Genomic DNA, 18,856 nt, shown 5'->3' on the forward strand with positions numbered 1-18,856 from the left:
TTTTATCTCAAGACTTCCCAGCTGGCGCTGCGGGCATCTGGCTGCGGTCGCCGGCGGTTTTGGCTTCGCGCCCACTGATTTCGACATATTCGGCCCCCAGCAGAAGCACGATGCTGCCGTAATTGCACCACAGCATCAGCACGATCAACGAACCGACGACGCCATACGCCGAATAACTGCCGCCGATGAGAAACAGGGACAGCAATTGCCGGCCGATTTCCCAAGCAATGCCGGCCACCAGGGCTCCGCTAACGGCATGCCGCCAGAGCACTCGTCGCTTCGGCAGAAAGCGATAGAGCAGCGTGAAGCAAAGCGTATTCAACCCGGCTCCGACCGCGATCGGGACAAGGCGAAAGAGTGTCGGCCCCATTGGCACTTCGCTGGCATGATGCCCAATGGCCGAAACGACGATCGAGGCGATGAAGGCGAGCAACACCAAGCCGCCCGTCGCCAGCAGCATGAGAAAAGCCCGCAGGCGGACGTAAAGAGCATTGACGACGACGGCCCAAACGCCGGTCTTTTGATTCGGATCATTTTCGACATGCCAAATGCGTCCAAAGGCCGACTCCAATTGAGTAAAGATGCCGATCGCCGCGAACACCAAGGTGGCCAAGCCGAGCGGCCCGCTGACGGGGGCATTCGATTTCACGCCGCTGAGCAATTTGCCGACCTGCTCGGCCAACTGCTTCGAGGTTTGTTGCCCGATGATTTCAACGAATTGCATTTCCCTTAATTGGGCCTGATGCGAAAACTTCATCGCGAAACCGGCGATGGAAATCAGCATCAAGATGAGGGGGAAAAAGGAAAACGCGGCATAATAGCCGAGTGAGGCCGCCCAAGTCGGCCCATCGTCCTCGACCCATTTACTCGCCGCGGCCCAAAGCCTCGGCCAGAATCGGCGTGTAATCCAACGGAGCAACATAGAGGCGGAAAGCGGGAAAGAGGCGTGTGAAGAAGTCGACAAATACAAAGACGCATCTCAGCGATAGCAGATTCTGTACCGACGACGCTAGTCTTTATAGCGATTAGGCCTACGAGCGTGAAACTGCGATCGACGGTCGCTGAAATCCGCCCGCGTGGTCCCGTGCCTCCTTTTGCCAATACCTGGGGGCATTGGACGCGTCTGCGGAAATTTCCGCATTACACGAAAATCTTACAGACGCTAAGATTATCGATGCCAATGGGGTGGTGAGAATACGCCGCCTCGGCCGGTTTGCGCGGCATATAATTTGGCGCAAGCCCGTGTCAAACCTACGCAGCCCCGAGCCCCGGGTTCCCAGAACCACGGGCAAGATTCGATGCCCACCGCGAGCGCTTCGCCCAGGCGCGGCGAATCATTGGCTGCGTTCCCGCCTGACAAGAAGCGATCCCAGTTCGCAGCTATTTTCGCCCATTTCCCACTGAGCCCCCGATGAACGACGTCGATCAGCCGGTAAACAGCCTCAGCCTCTCCTTCGAGGAGGCGCTTTATGCCAATTACGTGCGCGACCCGGATAGCGTCTCGCCCGACTGGAGGCAATACTTCGAGGAGCTGAGCCGCGGCGACCGCTTGGCAAACGGCGCCGGTTCCAACGGTCGCGAAGACGCGAACGGCCACGGTGAAAATGGTGCCGTTGCGAATGGCGATTCAGCATTGGCGGGCAATGGTCACAAGCTGCGACTCGGTCCGCAATTCCGGCCCGGCAGCTTGTTCGCCGCGCCGCCGCGGAAGCGTGCCAGCATCGGCCAGCCGCCTGCTGCTTCTCCGCCGGTCGCCGTCCGCGCTGCCGGCGCGGCAACGGCTCTATCAAAACCAAGCGGCGGCCTGCCGGGCACACCGCTCGCCGCTTCCGCGCCCGACGATGTGGCCATCCTGCAGGATCGCGTCGATCAGTTGATCCGTGCCTATCGCGTCCGTGGCCACATGGTTGCCAACATCGATCCGTTGGGCCGCCCGCGCCCCGAATTGCCCGAATTGGACCCGCGCACGTACGGCTTCACGGAAGCCGACATGAATCGCACGTTTTCGACCGACACGATCGAAGGCCCGCAGGTGATGACGTTGCGGCGGATCCTCGAGCGGCTGTGGAACACCTATTGCCGGTCGATCGGCGTGCAGTTCATGCACATGGACGATTTCGCCGTGCGGCAATGGCTGCAAGTGCGGATGGAAGGCTCGGAAAATCGGCTCACGCTGAGCCGCCGCGAGCAGTATCGCATTTTGATGCATCTCACGAATGCGGCCGTGTTCGAGGAGTTCATCCAAAAGCGATTCTTGGGGGCCAAAAGCTTTTCCCTCGAAGGGGCGGAAACCCTGATCCCCCTCTTGGAAATGGCCATCGAGCGGGCCGGCGAACAGCGGACCGATGAAATCGTGTTGGCGATGGCCCATCGCGGGCGATTGAATGTGTTGGCCAATATCATGGGCAAGAGCCCGCAACAAATCTTCCGCGAATTCGCCGATATCGATCCCGAGCTGCATATCGGCCGCGGCGACGTGAAATATCATCTCGGCCATAGCACCGACTGGGTCACGTCCGGCGGCAAGAAGGTGCACCTCTCGCTTTGCTTCAACCCCAGCCATTTGGAATTCGTCGATCCGGTGGCCATCGGCCGGGTGCGGGCGAAGCAAGACCGAGTCGACGATTTGCGGCGCCGCCGCGGGCTTTGCTTGTTGATCCACGGCGATGCGGCATTTGCCGGCGAGGGCATCATTCAGGAGACGCTCAATCTCAGCCAATTGCAGGCCTATACGATCGGCGGAACGCTGCACGTCGTCGTGAACAACCAGATCGGATTCACCACCAGCCCGTCGGAAGCCCGTTCGAGCACCTATGCCACCGACGTGGCCAAGATGCTGCAGATTCCGATCTTCCACGTCAACGGCGAAGACCCCGAGGCGGTGGCGCAAGTGGTTCGGCTGGCGATGGATTTCCGCCGCGAGTTTCAGCGCGACGTGGTGATCGACATGTATTGCTATCGCCGCCGCGGGCATAACGAGGGCGACGAACCGGCGTTCACGCAGCCGGAGCTCTACCGGGCGATCGAGAAGCATAAGTCGGTGCATGAAAGCTATCTCGATCGGATGCTCGAGCTGGGCGGCATCTCGCGCGAAGAGGCGGAGCATGTCAGCAATTTGCAGCGCGAAAGGCTGGAAAAAGAACTGTCGGTGGCCAAGAGCGATGCTTATGTGCCGCGGAGCGATATCGCCGGATTTTGGGCGTTTTATATCGGCGGCCGCGAGCGCGAGGCGGCGGAGTGCGATACGGGCTTGAAAGAATCGATGCTCCGCGAACTGCTGGAAAAGCAAGCCCGGGCGCCGGCCGATTTCCATCCCCATCCCAAGATTCGCCGCTTGCTCGATCTGCGGCATGAAATGGCCACCGGCAGCAAGCCGCTCGATTGGGCCGCCGGCGAAGCGCTCGCGCTCGCCAGCCTCTCCGTGCAAGGACTGCGCATCCGCATCAGCGGGCAAGACAGCCAGCGCGGCACGTTCAGCCATCGCCACGCGGTGCTCCACGACGTTTACGATGGCCACACCTACATGCCGCTACGTCATCTCGCGGCCGACCAGGCGCCGGTCGAAATCTACAACAGCCCGCTCTCGGAAGCGGGTGTGCTGGGCTTCGAATACGGCTATAGCCTCGATTGCCCCGACGGCCTGGTGGTGTGGGAAGCGCAGTTCGGCGACTTTTGCAACGCTGCCCAGGTGATCATCGATCAGTTCATCGTCAGCGCCGAAGACAAGTGGAATCGGCTGAGCGGGCTCGTGCTGCTATTGCCGCACAGTTTCGAAGGACAAGGGCCGGAACACTCGAGCGCCCGGCTCGAACGCTTTTTGTCGCTGAGCGCGAAGGACAACATTCAGGTCGTGAATCCGACGACGCCGGCTCAATTTTTCCACCTGTTGCGCCGCCAGGTGCTGCGGGTTTGGCGGAAGCCGCTGGTCGTTATGACGCCCAAGAGCCTGTTGCGGAATCCGAAAGTTGTTTCCACGCTGCAGGAATGCGCTGAAGGAAGTTTTTTGCGCGTGATCCCCGACGCCGCGCCGGCCGGCCGGAAGATCAACCGCGTGCTGCTCTGCTCCGGCAAGATTTATTACGAGTTGGAGCAGAAGCGGACGGATCTGAAGCGCGACGACGTTGCGATCGTGCGGATCGAGCAGCTTTATCCAATTCCCAAGGAACCGCTCAAGGCGGCGCTGGCCAACTGCGCCGATCGCACGCCGGTCTTCTGGGTGCAAGAAGAGCCGGAGAACATGGGCGCGTGGCGATTCTTGCGCGGCAATTTCGGCGATCACCTTTTCGACCGTCTTCCCTTGGCCGGCATCTACCGTCAAAGCGCCGCCAGCCCCGCCACCGGCAGCGCCAGCAGCCATCGCCTCGAACAAGAGCAACTGCTGATGGCCGCATTCGGAGAAGGCTGAGGCCGGCGGACCGTCATGGGACGACGGTCACCGATCCGAATTGCCGAAAATGGTCGTCGAACGCAAATGCCCGTTTGACGCCCAGCCGTTGAATTACGGCAAGGCTGACACAATCCGTGAAGCTCCACGCTTTGTCGCGATGGCGCTGGAAAATTAGCCATGCAGCGACAACATCCTCTGTCGCGACCCATTCGAGCCCTCGCCACACTGAGAACTGTTGCTTAGGGCCTGCGGGATGAAGAACTCGGCCCGCGCCAATTGGCCACGTGCTTTAAGAAGCGTCAGCAATTCGTCAAGGATGTAGTCGGTGGTAACCAGCGCCTCATCATTTGACCTCAAGAATTCGGCCGCGGCCGAGTGATAAGCATCGTCCGGCACGAGGGCCGCAAACCAGGCGCCGGTGTCGACAAAGATCATTCGTGAGGCCGTAAATGACTCGGTCGTGATCGCAGTGAGAAAAGCTGTCGGCTGGGCTTCTCTCCGGCATCCGCTCCATTTGATCGAGCAACGCGATTATTGCTTGCTTCTCATCGTCTGTGATTCGATCGATTGGCCCCGCGGTATCGGGCGCCGGCGTCGATACGATCGATAACGAGACAACTTCGTGCTCGCGCAAATGCAGCGGAACTAGCGGTCGCAAGACGCCATTTTCGAAAACGGCTTGAATTGTCTCGTCCATGCCCTAAGAATATCGTGCCGGCGTGGCGCCGTCAAAGAAGCATCGGGCAAACCGCCGCTCATCCGCCCGGCAGCGAGCGATGGAGATGGACATGCCGCCACTTTCCCGCGGTGCGCTGCCATAGCCGAGTCTCTTCAACCGCGACAGTTTTCGGCGCTTCATCCGCCCCCAGGCGCTGCACCAGCCGCACGTAGGCGATCAATGCCGCGTCGTCGCCCAACAGCCGAACGCGCGGCGAGGCCATCGTGTTCTGCACCGGCCGGCCATCCGCGCCGAGATCGAAATAGAACTTGTGAAACGCCATCCCCTCGACCAATTGGCCGCGCGACTCCGGCTCGAAGCAGGTCAGCGCGGGATCGCAAAGTTCTTGATACGCGGGCCAATCCGCCCGGGCGATGGCGTCCAAGAGCCGTTGGTTAATGGCCAGAAGTTCGTCGGTAGTGCTCATTTTGTAACTCGTGGTTGGTGGCCGGACGCGTGAAACCGCAAGCGAGCGAAATTGTCAGACGTCGGCTGGCAGCTCGCTTGCGGTTTCGCGCGTTGCGCGTCTTTCACCCTGTCCCCTCGCCCTCACCCTTGCCCGGCACCAGTCCGAGCCGAACTAACTTCTCGCGGCATTCGTCGCGTTCGCGACAGCGCGTCATGCCGGCCCACGCCGAATCTTGCGCCGCCAGAAAATCAGCTTCATCGGCCGTCGTTTTGTCTTTGGCGGCGAGTTGCTCGACCAGCCGGCGAATCACGTCTTGCTCCGATCGCGTGAGCATCATCGCCCGCAAGCGATAATCCACAAACGCTTCCCACACGAGCGGAAACAACGGTTGCACGACCCGTTCGCCGATCGTCGTGGCATAGCTGCGAATCTCGAATTGGGCATGCGCATCCATCCGCAAAGCGAGAAAATGCAGCAAATTGTGCAAGTCGACCTTCCAATACGCTTCGGTGTAGGTCGATAGCGGCAGATCCTTTCGCGCCTGTTCCCGGGCCACGCCGGCGGCGATGCGCTGTTCATACAACTGCCGGGCCTGGCTTTGGAATTCGGCCTCGCTCGCCGATAGCCGGGCGCCGAGTTCGACGTCGAGCGGATCGCCGCTTCCTTGCCGATTCGTCGCGGCTTGCGATCGCCACGCGTCGGGCGACGTGGTTTGAGTGGCCTCGATCGCCAGCGAATAGCGGGTGCTGTATTCATTCACATTCGCCGTGCGATGCCGAATCCATTGCCGCCAGCAATCCATCGGCACGCGCACCAACAGCTTCAGCTCGGCCATCTCGAACGGCGTGGTGTGCTGATGGCGAAGCAGATAGCGGATCAAGGCCCGATCGTCGGACACTTTGCGGGTCCCTTCGCCATAGCTCACCCGGGCGGCCTGCACGACGGCCTGATCGTCGCCCATCACGTCGACCAACGTGACGAACCCGTCGTCGAGCACCGGAAATTTCTGCCACCGCAGGGCATCGGCTTGGGCCGCGTTGGAATTCATGCGCATCACTTTCGAACGACTCGGGGTCTGGCTCATTTTTCGGCAGCACGAGGAAAAAGCCACCGATCGGCGTCGCCGCCGAAAAATGTGCCTGACCCCTGCCTCGCCACGAGTGACATGCAAAATCACTTTTGCTTCGCCAACAATTCTTCCAACAGCTTGGCCAGCAAAGCCGGGTTGTCGGCCTTCCGCAGATGCTCGATCCGGCTCGCGGGAATTTTGAGCTTCTCGAGCACGGCGACAATCAGTTTCCACCGCCGATCGCGGGCCTTTCCCTCGGCCAGATACAACTCGGTGACATGCTCGCCGAGCTTTTGCAGCAGAATGGCCCCTTGATTGTCGTAGTAGCGCTTGATGACTTTCTGCTGGTATTTCGAAAACTCGGGCATGGCGCGGCCGTCCGTGAAGAGAAATGCTGGGCATCCGTCGGGTGGGGAAACCAATTTTCGCCGCCCAGCGTACCAAAACCGCCCCCGGCGGTCTATCAGACTCGGTGCCAAGCATGCCACAGGAACAAACCGAAGATTCCTCGCGGCGGGCTGTGGGCTATGCCAACAGTTTTTGAATCACCGTACCGCTGACATCGGTCAGTCGGAAGTCGCGGCCCTGAAAACGGTAGGTGAGCTTCGTGTGATCGAAACCCAACAGACGCAACAGCGTGGCGTGCAAATCATGCACGTGGACGCGATCTTCGACCACGTTGAAGCCCAGATCGTCGCTGCGTCCGAGCGTCAGGCCCGGCTTGATGCCGCCGCCCGCCATCCAGTAGCTGAACGCATTGGGATGGTGGTCGCGGCCGTCGGTGCCGCCTTGAGCCATCGGAGTGCGGCCGAATTCGCCCCCCCAGAGCACGATCGTGTCGTCGAGCAAACCGCGCTGCTTCAAATCCTTGACCAATGCCGCGCTGGGCCGGTCCGTGTCCTGGCAGTTTTGTTTCAGATCGTGCGTCAGGTTGCCGTGCTGGTCCCAAGCTTCGTGAAACAATTGCACGAAGCGCACGCCGCGCTCCAGCAGCCGGCGGGCCATCAAGCAGTTGTTGGCAAACGAGGGCTTGCCCGGCGCCGCTCCATACATCTCCAATATCGCTTTCGGCTCCTGCGATAGATCGGCCAATTCCGGGCCGCTCGCTTGCATGCGATAGGCCATTTCGAACGAACTGATTCGCGTGGCGATTTCAGGATCGCCGACGACATCGAGCCGCTCGATATTGAGCGACTTCACGGCGTCGAGCGTGTCGCGCTGCACGGCCGCATCGACGCCGCGCGGATTGGAGAGATACAAAACCGGTTCGCGGCCGCTGCGGAATTGCACGCCGTTGTACACGGTGGGCAGGAATCCGCTGCCAAAATTCGAATTGCCGCCGCTCGGGCCCTTCTTGCCCGAATTCAGCACGACAAAGCCCGGCAGATCGCGCGATTCGCTTCCCAAGCCATAATTCGTCCAGGCGCCGAAGCTCGGACGGCCAAATTGCTGCGAACCCGTGTTCATCAATATCTGCGCCGGAGCATGGTTAAACGCGTCGGTCACCATCGATTTGACGATCGCGATCTGATCGGCGACCTGGGCCAGCCCGGGCAGCAACTCCGATAGCTCGGCGCCGCATTTTCCCTTCGGACCGAATTTGAATTTCGGCCCCAGCAACCTGGCGGTCGGGCTGATGAACGCCGCGCGATAACCGGCCAAAAGCTCCTTGGACGGCAGCGTGCCGTCGAATTTCGCCAATTGCGGCTTGTAGTCGAACAGTTCCAAATGGCTGGGCGCGCCGGCCATGAACAAATAAACGACCCGCTTCGCTTTCGCCGGCAGCGGCGGCTTTTTCGGCGCGAGCGGATCGCCGGGCGCCGTCGAGGTCGAAGCCAGGCCCTCGGCTTCGAGCAGTTGAGCCAGCGCGATCGCGCCGAGCCCCACGCCGCAATCGCGGAAAAACCAGCGCCGCGAAACCTGCACCGGATCGTGGCCAAGCATCTGGCGAAATTGGCAATTCATGGCAATGCCTCGGCGGTCAAACGGTTCGACGGAATCGATTTCACGCCATTATCACTTACGTCCGCGTTGGAGCCAAGTTGCATCTACTGAAACCGGCGGCTAGCGCCTTGCCGCTAACTGGGCTGGCAATGCATGAGCGGCAAGGCGCTAGCCGCCGGTCTCCATAAGCGGCGCTACCGACAAGTCCATCGCAAAACGCGGTCAACGCGTGGATCGCGGCTTGCGTTGCGGGTGGTTCGCGGCGCCGTAGAGAAAGGTCGACACCACTTGTTCGACCACATTCGGCGAGAGCGGGCGCTTGCCGAAGCGGTGCACTTGCCGCAGCGCGCCCAACAGCATCAATGCCGACGAAGACGGATCGGCCACTGCCAGGCTCTTGTCGGAAAGAATCGTTTCAATCCTCCGCGAAAACTCCTTGCGCACGGGCGTCCAAGCAAACGTTTCGTCGCTGGGATTCAACGCCTCGACGCGCTGCAAGAGATCCGAGAGATACGGATGCGATTCGAAAAAATCAAACGCGGCCTGCAAAATCGCTTCGAGCTTGGCCTGCGGCTGCTCGACATCCGCAAGCCGGCGATCCACTTCTTGCAGAATCTGCTCGGCCGCCGTCGCGATCAGCCCGCGATAGAGATCTTCCTTGTCGTTGAAATAACGGTAGATGGTCCCTTTGCCGACCTCGGCCACGGCGGCCAAGTCTTCCATCCGCACTTCGTGGAATCGCTGCTCGGCAAACAGCCGCGCCGCCGCATCGACAATTCGCTGCCGAGTGCCGGCCGTAAGGGTTCGCATGCGTCGCTCAAACGGAAGTTGAGAAGAGTTGCGGTTTGGGGAGCATACTGCGCTAGACGCGGCCTATGCAGAAGCTATAATGTGACTGACCGGTCAGTCTTGTTAAAAAAGTATACCACGGTTCCCGCCCCAACGCGAGCGGGTTTTTTCTTGATCCGCGCCCCAATTGCCGCGGACTTTTTGGATTGCGAAGCATGCAACCTATGCAACGGGTCGGGAATAATTCGGTATCGAATAATCGGCCGCCGAACACTTCGGCATTGCGGCTTACCGCCGCGATTCTATCGGCCGCTCTTCTTTTGCCGCTGGCCGGATTGGTCGGTTGCGAGCGAGCGCAATCGCAGGATATTGCGGCTAAGCCGAAGCCGCCGGAGGTGTTCTTCGCCCTTCCCGAGGTCCATCAGGTCACCGACCATGAAGATTTCACGGGCTTCACCCAGGCTATTCGCACCGTGCAGATCAGGGCTCGCGTGTCGGGGTATCTCGACAAGGTGAATTTCGTCGAAGGCGCGATGGTGCACGAGGGGGACGTGCTTTGCGAAGTCGATCCGCGGCCCTATCAGGCTGCCTACGACAGCGCGGTCGGTCAGGTGCATCTGACGGAAGCCGCTCTGAAGCAAGCCAAGGCCGACAACGCTCGGGCCAAAGGGCTTGCCGGCACCCCCGGCGCCATCAGCCAGCAAGATCGCGATAAATACGAAGCCACGGAAGAGCAGGGCATGGCGCAGATCGAAACCTCGAAGGCCAACATGGCCACCGCCAAGCTGAATCTGGCGTTCACCAAAGTCGTCGCTCCCTTCAGCGGCCGAATCAGCGCTCGCATGGTCGATCCGGGCAATCTGGTCATCGCCGACACAACGCCGCTGACCACGATCGTCACCGAAGACCCGATCTACGCCTATTTCTTCGTCGACGAGCACACGCTGCTCCGGGTTCGCCGCTTGAACGAGAGGAACAAAGTCAAGTCGATGCAAGACACGCGGCCGGAAGTGCAATTGGGACTGACCGACGAAACCGATTTTCCGCACAAGGGAAAAATCGATTTCGAAGACAATCAGGTCGACCAGCAAACCGGCACGCTACGGTTGCGGGGCATCTTTCCCAACGCCGACCGGCTGCTTTCGCCTGGCTTGTTCGTTCGCATCCGCTTGCCGATCGGCGAGCCGCACGACGCACTGGTCGTTCCCGAAGAAGCCTTGGGCACCGATCAAGGGCAAAAATTCTTGTACGTGATCGACGACCACGACGTGGCCCAGTATCGGAAGGTCGAGGTTGGCCAGGCCTATGGCGAAGGGATGCAGGTGATTGCCGAAGGACTGAACCCGGGTGAACGGGTTGTGGTGAACGGATTGCAACGGGTTCGAGCCGGAAATCCCGTCACGCCGAAGCCCGCCCCGGCGAAGGCCGAGGCGGCCCATTCCACGTCGTTGACCGGCGGCGCGGCCCCACCGGCTGAGCCGCATACTCCGATGCCGGCTCAAGCGGCGCCGACTGCGCGGACCATAGGTGGATCGAAATCCGAACCGGTCAAAGCCGCATCGTCGAATCCGGAGCCGGCGAAGCCGCGGAAGTAGCATTCGTGGCATTGCGGGCCGTTCGCCGGTTGCCCCGGCTCGTTCCTTCAGTCTGTAGCCTTAAGCCTGTAGCCTTGCCGTGCTATCCCGATTCTTCATCTCGCGGCCGATCTTCGCCTCCGTGCTGTCGATCGTGATCACGTTGGCCGGCGGGGTGGCGCTGTTCACGTTGCCGATCGCGCAGTATCCGCCGATCGTGCCGCCGACGATTCAGGTGCAATGCAGTTATCCCGGCGCCAGCGCGCAAGTGGTGGCCGAGTCGGTCGCTGCGCCGATCGAACAGTTCGTCAACGGCGTGCAAGACATGCTCTACATGTCGAGCAGTTGCAGCAACGACGGATCGTATAAGCTGGCGGTGACGTTCAAGCCGGGCGTGGAATTGAATTTCGCGCAGGTTTTGGTGCAGAACCGGGTGAATCTGGCGCTGCCGCTGTTGCCCGCCGTGGTGAACCAGGTCGGCGTGACGACGCGCAAGCGCTCGCCCGACATCCTGATGATCGTCACGCTCACGTCGCCCGACAATCGCTACAGCCGCTTGTACTTGTCGAACTACAACTTGATTCATCTGAAGGATGAGTTGAGCCGCGTCGATGGCGTGGGGGACGTGATTCCCTTCGGCACCGAAAACTACAGCATGCGGATCTGGGTCGATCCCGAGCGCCTGGCCGCGATGGGCCTGAACGCCAGCGACGTGACCAATGCCGTCCGCGAGCAAAACGCGCAAGTCGCTTGCGGCCAGATCGGGCAAGCGCCGATTCGCAAGGGCCAGCAAACGCAGATCACGCTCAGCACGCTCGGCCGGCTGAAGGAGCCGGAGCAGTTCGCCGAGATCATCGTCAAGCGGGGCGCCGATGGCCGGCTCGTGCGGATCAAAGACATCGGCCGCGTCGAGCTGGGCCCGCAAAACGAGGACCTCGAAGAGGAACTCGACGGCCGGCCCTGCGCCAACATGGGCATCTTTCAGTTGCCCTACGCCAACGCATTGGAAACGGCCGACCGCGTGCGCGCGAAGATGAAGGACCTCGCGGCGAGCTTTCCCCAGGGCGTGCGCTACGACTTGTGCTTCGACACGACCCCCTTCATTCGCGATTCGATCGACGAAGTGGTGCGGACGCTCTTCGCCGCGGTGGTGCTCGTGGCGATCGTCGTGCTCGTGTTTCTGCAAAGTTGGCGCTCGGCCATCATTCCGCTCGTGGCCGTGCCCGTGGCGATCATCGGCACGTTTGCGGTGATGGCCGCGGTGGGATTCAGCCTGAACAATCTGACGCTGTTCGGATTGGTGCTGGCGATCGGCATCGTGGTGGACGACGCGATCGTGGTGGTCGAGGCGGTCGAGCATCACATTGAAGAAGGGATGTCGCCCCACGACGCCACGGTGCAAGCCATGCGCGAAGTGTCCGGCCCCGTGATCGCCGTGGCCCTGGTGCTCACGGCCGTGTTCATGCCGTGTACGTTCATCTCGGGAATCACCGGCTCGTTTTTCAAGCAGTTCGCCGTGACGGTGTCGGTTTCGACGGTTATTTCCGCGTTCAATTCGCTGACGCTCAGTCCGGCATTGGCGGCCATACTTTTGAAGCCGATCGACGCCAAGAAAGACCTCCCCGCGCGCGCGTTGGACTTCACGTTCGGCTGGTTTTTCCATCTGTTCAACTGGAGCTTTACCCGCGCGACCAACGCTTATCTCCGCATCGTCGGCATGATGCTGCGCAGCAGCGTGATCGTGCTGGTGTTGTACGGCGGGCTGCTGCTGCTGACGCAATGGGGTTTCAACCGGATGCCGACCGGCTATCTTCCCAATCAAGACAAGGGCTATTTGCTGATCTCGGTGCAGTTGCCCGACGCGGCCTCGGTCGAGCGCACGTCGGCGGCCGTGCGGCATATCCGCGCGCTGGTCGAATCGACCGAGAAAGACTGCATCGACCACATCATCACGATTTCCGGGATGTCGTTTACGCTCAACGTGGCTGCTCCGAACGCCGGCCAGTTTTTCATCATGTTCAAGCCGTTCGACCAGCGGCAGGATCCGAAATACTATTACGAGGCGGTGAAGGAGCGGCTCACCAAGCTGATTGCCGAGCAAGTGCCCGAAGCCAAGGCGATGCTTTTCGGTCCGCCGCCGTTGCAGGGTCTGGGCAACGCCAGCGGTTTCCGCATCATGGTCGAAGACCGCGGGGATCTCGGCTTGAACGTGCTGGAGAAAGAAACCAAGCATTTGGTGGCCGTCGCCGCGCCGGCGCCACCGGCAGCTCATCCCGCCGGCGCTGGATCCGCGGGGGGCAAGCAACCGGACGCCGCTTCCGCCGCCACAAGCGCTGCGGTCAAACCGGCCGTCAAGCCGGCCGTCGCCGAGCAATCCTCGAAAGCCGATCCGCCGAAGCCGCCGGTCTCCGACGAGGAGCAGCGGCTGATCGACATTGCCCATAAGAAGCTGCGGAGCACGTTCACGATCTTCAGCGTGAACTACCCGCAATTGTTCGCCGAGCCGGACCGCGATCAATGCCAGGCAATGGGCCTGAATATGTCCGACGTGAACGGCACGCTGCAATCCTATCTCAGCGCGCAATATATCAACGACTTCAATCGCTTCGACCACACCTGGGAAGTGATCGTGGAGGCCGACGCCAGATTTCGCAACCGCGTCGACGACGTGCGGCGGCTGGAAGTCCGCAATTCCTACGGCAAGATGGTTCCGCTCGGTTCGACCGACAGCATCCGTCTGACCAGCGGCCCGCTGGTCGTGACGCGTTACAATCTCTATCCGGCCTCGACGATTCAAGGCGATTGGCCGCCGGGCGTCAGCTCCGGCGAGGCCATTTCCGCGCTCGAGAATCTATCCGACGCCGTGTTGCCGAAGAAGATGAAATGCGAATGGACCGAGATCACGTTCCTGCAATTGATCGCCGAAAACACCGGCATGATCATCTTCACGCTGGCCGTGCTGCTGGTGTTTCTGGTGCTGGCGGCGCAATACGAAAGCTGGTCGCTGCCGCTGGCGATCATCATGGTCGTGCCGATGTGCATCCTGAGCGCGATCATCGGCGTGTGGATCAAGCATTCCGACATCAACATCTTCACGCAGATCGGGTTCGTCGTGCTGGTTGGGCTGGCGTGCAAGAATGCGGTGTTGATCGTCGAATTCGCCAAGCACAAGCGCGAGCACGGCATGTCGCGCCGCGAGGCGACGCTCGAAGCCTGCCGCCTGCGGTTGCGGCCGATCTTGATGACCAGCTTCGCATTCATCCTCGGCGTGGTGCCGTTGGTGTGGTCGACGGGGGCGGGCTTCGAAATGCGGCGGGCGCTGGGCGTGGCCGTGTTCAGCGGCATGTTGGGCGTGACTTTTTTCGGCATCTTCCTCACCCCCGTGTTCTTTTCGGTGATCGATTGGGTCGGCACGACGCCGGCGCTCCATTCGCACATGGCCCACAAGATCAATCATGTCTTGCTCGGCGTGTTCGCGCTCGGCTATGTTCGCCAATTCGGCCGCTGGACACGACGGACGGTAGGGGCCAAGGGCGAGAGGTTAGGGGCGAGAGCCGAGGGGCGCGGAGCGAGGGGCGAGGAAAGACGGCATGGTCGCAATGGCGTTGCCGCGGATGCGCCGATCGCGATTGCCGACGGCAATGGGTCCGAGCAATCCGCGCAAAACGGACATTTCGCGCCGATCGGGCAGACCGGCCATGCGACCGCCCATGCCCCCGCATCCGGCACGAACGGCCATCCTTCCAACGGCCACCCTTCCAACGGCCACCCTTCCAACGGCCAATCGTCGAATGGTCATTCTTCGAACGGCAACGATTCTCATCAGGCGCAGCGAAACGGTGAGGCCACCAACGGCCACCCCGACCCGTTTTCCGACGTCGACCCCGACCCCGATCCGGATCCGACTGCAAGCTAGCTGAACCGCGGCTAACCCCAACTTCCCAGTTCTTTGTCACTCGCCCCTCGTCCCTAGCCCCTCGCCCCTGTCTCATGTTTTCCCGCTTTTTCATCGATCGGCCGATCTTCGCCTCCGTGTGTTCGATCATCGTCACGCTGGGCGGCTCGATCGCGCTGTTTACGCTCCCGATCGCGCAATATCCCGACATCACTCCGCCGACGGTCGAAGTTTCGGCCATTTACCCCGGGGCGAATGCCCAAGTGGTCGCCGACACCGTGGCCGCGCCGATCGAGCAGCAGGTGAACGGCGTCGAGAACATGATCTACATGTCGTCGCAATGCACCAACGACGGCATGTACACGTTGACGATCACGTTCAAAGTGGGCACGGACCTGAATATCGCGCAGGTGCTGGTGCAGAATCGCGTGTCGCTGGCCAATCCGGTGCTGCCCGACTTGGTGCAGCGCCGCGGCGTGCTCGTGAAGAAGAAATCGCCGGCGGTGCTGATGATCATCAATCTGTTTTCGCCCGACGGCAGCCGCAACAATCTCGATCTGAGCAATTACGCCACGATCCAGATTCGCGACGAATTGGCCCGCTTGCCGGGCGTCGGCGACATCACCTATCTCGGCCAGCGCGACTACAGCATGCGGCTTTGGCTCGATCGCGACAAGCTGGCCTCGCGCAATATCACCGCCTCCGACGTGATCAATGCCGTGCAGCAGCAGAATGTGCAAGTCGCCGCCGGCGAAATCGGCCAGCCGCCGGTGCCCAACGGGCAGGTTTTTCAATACACGATGACCACCCTCGGACGCTTGGCCGACGCCAATCAATTCGGCGCGATGATCATCAAGACCGGCGCCGATGGCCGGATCGTCCGCATGCGCGACGTGGCCAAGATCGAACTCGGCGCGCAAGGCTACGACCAAACCTGCACGCTGAACGGACATCCGTCGGTCGCTCTCTCGCTCTACCAACTTCCCGGCTCGAACGCGCTGCAGACGGCCAAGCTGGTGCGCACGAAGATGGACGAGCTCAAGCGGCGATTTCCTCACGGCATCGACTACAGCATCGTCTACGACACCACCCCCTTCATCAACGAATCGATCAACGAGGTTTTTAAGACGCTGCTCGACGCCGTCGTGCTGGTCGCGCTGGTCGTATTGGTGTTCCTGCAAAACTGGCGGTCGGCCATCATTCCCCTCGTGGCCGTGCCCGTGGCCATCGTCGGCACCTTCGCGGCCATGGCGGCAATCGGGTTCAGCTTGAACAATCTCACGTTGTTCGGCCTGGTGCTGGCGATCGGAATCGTCGTCGACGACGCGATCGTGGTCGTCGAAGCGGTGGAGCATCACATCGAGCACGGCCTCGCGCCGCGCGAGGCGACGATCCGCGCGATGGAGCAAGTTTCCGGGCCGGTGATCGCGGTCGGACTGGTGCTCAGCGCCGTGTTCATCCCGTGTGCATTTATCACGGGAATCACGGGGCAATTCTTCCGGCAATTCGCGCTGACGATCGCCGTGTCGACGGTGATTTCGGCTTTCAATTCGCTGACGCTCAGCCCGGCGCTCGCGGCCATTTTGCTGCGGCCGCGGGAAAAGGGCGTGTATCAGGCGTTGCCGCGGATCGCCTTTCTGGCTCTCGGAGGCTGGGCGGGCTGGCAGTTTCTGGCCCCTTGGCTGCTCAAGCTGGCCGGTTCCAGCGATTGGATGGAGATGCACGTCGGTGCCGCGCTGGCCGGCGTCGCGCTCGGTTGGCCGCTCACCGCGCCGCTCAATCGAATTCTCGGCTGGTCGTTTGCGCTGTTCAACCGGGGCTTCGATTATTCCACCGGCATTTACACTCGCGTCGTGGGCATGTCGCTGCGCGTCAGCGCGATCGTGCTGTTGCTCTACGGTGGCTTGCTCTGGCTGACCTATGTCGGTTTCGTAAACACTCCGACCGGGTTCATTCCCAGCCAAGACAAGGGCTACTTGCTGGTCAACGTGCAATTGCCCGACTCGGCGTCGGTCGAGCGAACCGAAGCGGTGATGCGGCGCGTCGAGGCGATCGCCAAGAACGAAAAGGGCGTGCGCGATCGCGTGGCCATCGCCGGCCAATCGATCCTGCTCAACGCCAATTCGCCGAATTTCGGCGCCCTCTATCTGATGCTCGACGATTTCCACGATCGCACCGATCCGTCGCTCTCGGGCGATGCCATCGCCGCGCGGCTGGAAAAGAAAGTGCAGGATGAGATTCCGGGGGCGGTGGTCAACGTGTTCGGCGCTCCGCCGGTCGACGGGCTCGGCACCGCCGGCGGTTTCAAGATCATCGTCGAAGATCGCGGCGACAGCGGTTTGCCCGCCTTGCAACACATCGCCGACAATGTCGTCGAGCAGGGCAACGGCACGCGCGGCTTGCAGGGCTTTTTCACCAGCTTCCGCGCCAATACTCCCTGGCTGTTTCTCGGCATCGATCGGGCCGAGGCCGAGACGATGGGCGTCTCGATGGGCGAAGTGTTCAACACGCTCGAGGTCTATCTGGCGTCGCTGTATGTCAACGACTTCAACCGCTTCGGCCGCACGTGGCAGGTGAATCTGCAGGGCGACTCCAAATTTCGCAAGCAGCTCGACGACATCAAGCAACTCAAGATCCGCAATGCGACCGGCGGCATGGTGCCGCTCAACACGCTGCTGACGACCCACGAAGTCGATGGCCCGGTGATGATCGTGCGCTACAACATGTATCCGGCGGCCGCCATCAATGGCTCGCCGGCGCCCGGCACCAGCTCCGGCCAGGCGATCGCGCGCGCGGAAAACGTCGTCCGCAAGGGGCTCGAAGATTATCCGGCCATGCGCAGCGAATGGACCGAGTTGGCGATGCTGCAGCTTGAAACCGGCAACACGGCGATGCTGGTGTTCGTGCTCGCGGTAGTGCTGGTGTTCCTCGTGCTGGCCGCGCAATACGAAAGCTGGACGCTGCCGCTGGCGGTGATTCTGGTCGTGCCGATGTGTTTGCTGTGTTCGATTGCGGGCGTGATTATCGCCCACATGGATATCAACATTTTCACGCAGATCGGCTTCGTGGTGCTCGTGGGGTTGGCGTGCAAGAACGCGATTTTGATCGTCGAATTCGCCAAGGCCCAGCGTGAGGCGGGCGTGCCGCGGCATCAGGCCACGCTCGAAGCCTGCAAGCTGCGATTGCGGCCGATCATGATGACCAGCTTCGCGTTTATCTTGGGCGTGGTGCCGTTGGTGTTGGCCGAGGGGGCCGGGGCCGAAATGCGGCGCACGCTCGGCACGGCCGTGTTTGCCGGGATGCTGGGCGTCACGCTATTCGGCATCTTCCTGACGCCGGTGTTCTTCTACGTATTGCAGTGGATGAAAGACCTGCGCGAATCGCCGGCCGAATCGCGCCGCGACGATTGAGGGCGCCCCAAGCCCAGGGAAGGCGGCCCACGACCGCTCGATTGGAGAATGCCCGGCCCGCCTTCCCTGGGCTTATGGCGCGGCCGGCGGACCTTCATCCACTCCCTCCGTTTTCCAAACGCCAAGCCAGGCGCCCTCCTCGGCGTGACGAATGATATAGCGAAACGTATTCAACTGATGTTCGCGGTCGCGAATCTCCACGGCCTTGCTTCGAACGGCCCAAAGTCTTCCCTTCCAGCCACGATCGTGGAGCAGTAGTGTTGCATATCGCTTGGCTCGACCTGTCAATTGCCGCTGCCGGCCGCGCGGAAGCTTCACCAACAGATGCGCGTGCTGAGACGCGACCGCGGCCGCCAATAGCCACGCACCCGAGCGTGTCAATTCCTGCCACAGCGATCGCCCGACAAGCGGCCGCCACCTCGGCGTCAGAACGACCGGCTGCTGCACGAGTAGTTTGCGGCTGAGCCGTTCCAGCTCGGCGAACTCGCTTGGTGGTGGCGGATTCTTGTAATCGCCGACGACATGTTCTCGATGGTGGCGAGTGCGAAAACCCCGCGCGTCGCCGCGCAACCAAGCGCCGTAGGTGGTAACCACGATGTGATACCAAACTCGCGCATCCGGCGGCAGGATCGCACCCATAACAATCATTCTCCAAGCCCAG

The 18,856-nt window shown here is 61.4% G+C and carries 12 protein-coding genes; 4 read left to right on the forward strand and 8 right to left on the reverse strand.

From position 1 onward, the window contains the following. Positions 1-7 precede the first annotated feature (7 nt). The gene (locus VHX65_15105; GenBank protein ID HEX3999877.1) at positions 8-922 is read right to left on the reverse strand and encodes a YihY/virulence factor BrkB family protein; all 915 of its coding nucleotides are present in this window, start codon (positions 920-922) and stop codon (positions 8-10) included. A gap of 489 nt (positions 923-1,411) precedes the next feature. Here VHX65_15105 and VHX65_15110 point away from each other — a divergent pair, with 489 nt between their 5' ends. Continuing rightward, positions 1,412-4,405 (forward strand): 2-oxoglutarate dehydrogenase E1 component, encoded by a 2,994-nt coding sequence (locus VHX65_15110; protein ID HEX3999878.1) that lies wholly within the window; start codon positions 1,412-1,414, stop codon positions 4,403-4,405. A gap of 153 nt (positions 4,406-4,558) precedes the next feature. Here the strand turns inward: VHX65_15110 and VHX65_15115 are convergent, their stop codons facing one another. From VHX65_15115 to VHX65_15140, 6 genes are all read right to left on the reverse strand, one after another. Further along, positions 4,559-4,822 carry a PIN domain-containing protein gene (locus VHX65_15115; protein ID HEX3999879.1) on the reverse strand — a complete coding sequence of 88 codons (264 nt, stop codon included), beginning with the start codon at positions 4,820-4,822 and terminating at the stop codon, positions 4,559-4,561. 320 nt (positions 4,823-5,142) lie between these two features. Next, entirely contained in the window at positions 5,143-5,532 is a 390-nt protein-coding gene (locus VHX65_15120; GenBank protein ID HEX3999880.1) for a nuclear transport factor 2 family protein, read from the reverse strand. 103 nt (positions 5,533-5,635) lie between these two features. Then, positions 5,636-6,562 (reverse strand): FAD-dependent thymidylate synthase, encoded by a 927-nt coding sequence (gene thyX, locus VHX65_15125; GenBank protein HEX3999881.1) that lies wholly within the window; start codon positions 6,560-6,562, stop codon positions 5,636-5,638. A gap of 125 nt (positions 6,563-6,687) precedes the next feature. Further along, a complete protein-coding gene (locus VHX65_15130) occupies positions 6,688-6,951 on the reverse strand; it encodes a hypothetical protein (protein ID HEX3999882.1) in 264 nt (87 codons plus the stop codon). A 157-nt stretch (positions 6,952-7,108) separates the two neighbouring features. Next, positions 7,109-8,548 (reverse strand): DUF1501 domain-containing protein, encoded by a 1,440-nt coding sequence (locus tag VHX65_15135; GenBank protein ID HEX3999883.1) that lies wholly within the window; start codon positions 8,546-8,548, stop codon positions 7,109-7,111. Between the two features lie 201 nt (positions 8,549-8,749). Then, complete coding sequence (locus VHX65_15140; GenBank protein ID HEX3999884.1) at positions 8,750-9,337, reverse strand: TetR/AcrR family transcriptional regulator; 588 nt, start codon at positions 9,335-9,337, stop codon at positions 8,750-8,752. Positions 9,338-9,540: 203 nt separating this feature from the next. Between VHX65_15140 and VHX65_15145 the strand changes: the two genes are divergently transcribed. From VHX65_15145 to VHX65_15155, 3 genes are all read left to right on the forward strand, one after another. Then, a complete protein-coding gene (locus VHX65_15145) occupies positions 9,541-10,911 on the forward strand; it encodes an efflux RND transporter periplasmic adaptor subunit (protein HEX3999885.1) in 1,371 nt (456 codons plus the stop codon). Positions 10,912-10,990: 79 nt separating this feature from the next. Further along, positions 10,991-14,806, forward strand: coding sequence for an efflux RND transporter permease subunit (locus VHX65_15150; protein ID HEX3999886.1), 3,816 nt, complete (start codon positions 10,991-10,993; stop codon positions 14,804-14,806). A gap of 74 nt (positions 14,807-14,880) precedes the next feature. Further along, a complete protein-coding gene (locus tag VHX65_15155; protein ID HEX3999887.1) occupies positions 14,881-18,195 on the forward strand; it encodes a multidrug efflux RND transporter permease subunit in 3,315 nt (1,104 codons plus the stop codon). A gap of 72 nt (positions 18,196-18,267) precedes the next feature. On the opposite strand, the gene VHX65_15160 is transcribed toward VHX65_15155, so the two are convergent. After that, on the reverse strand, positions 18,268-18,834 hold the full coding sequence (locus tag VHX65_15160) for a hypothetical protein (protein ID HEX3999888.1): 567 nt from the start codon (positions 18,832-18,834) through the stop codon (positions 18,268-18,270). Positions 18,835-18,856: the final 22 nt, after the last annotated feature.

It is taken from the genome of Pirellulales bacterium (assembly GCA_036267355.1).
Taxonomy (GTDB): Bacteria; Planctomycetota; Planctomycetia; order Pirellulales; family DATAWG01; genus DATAWG01.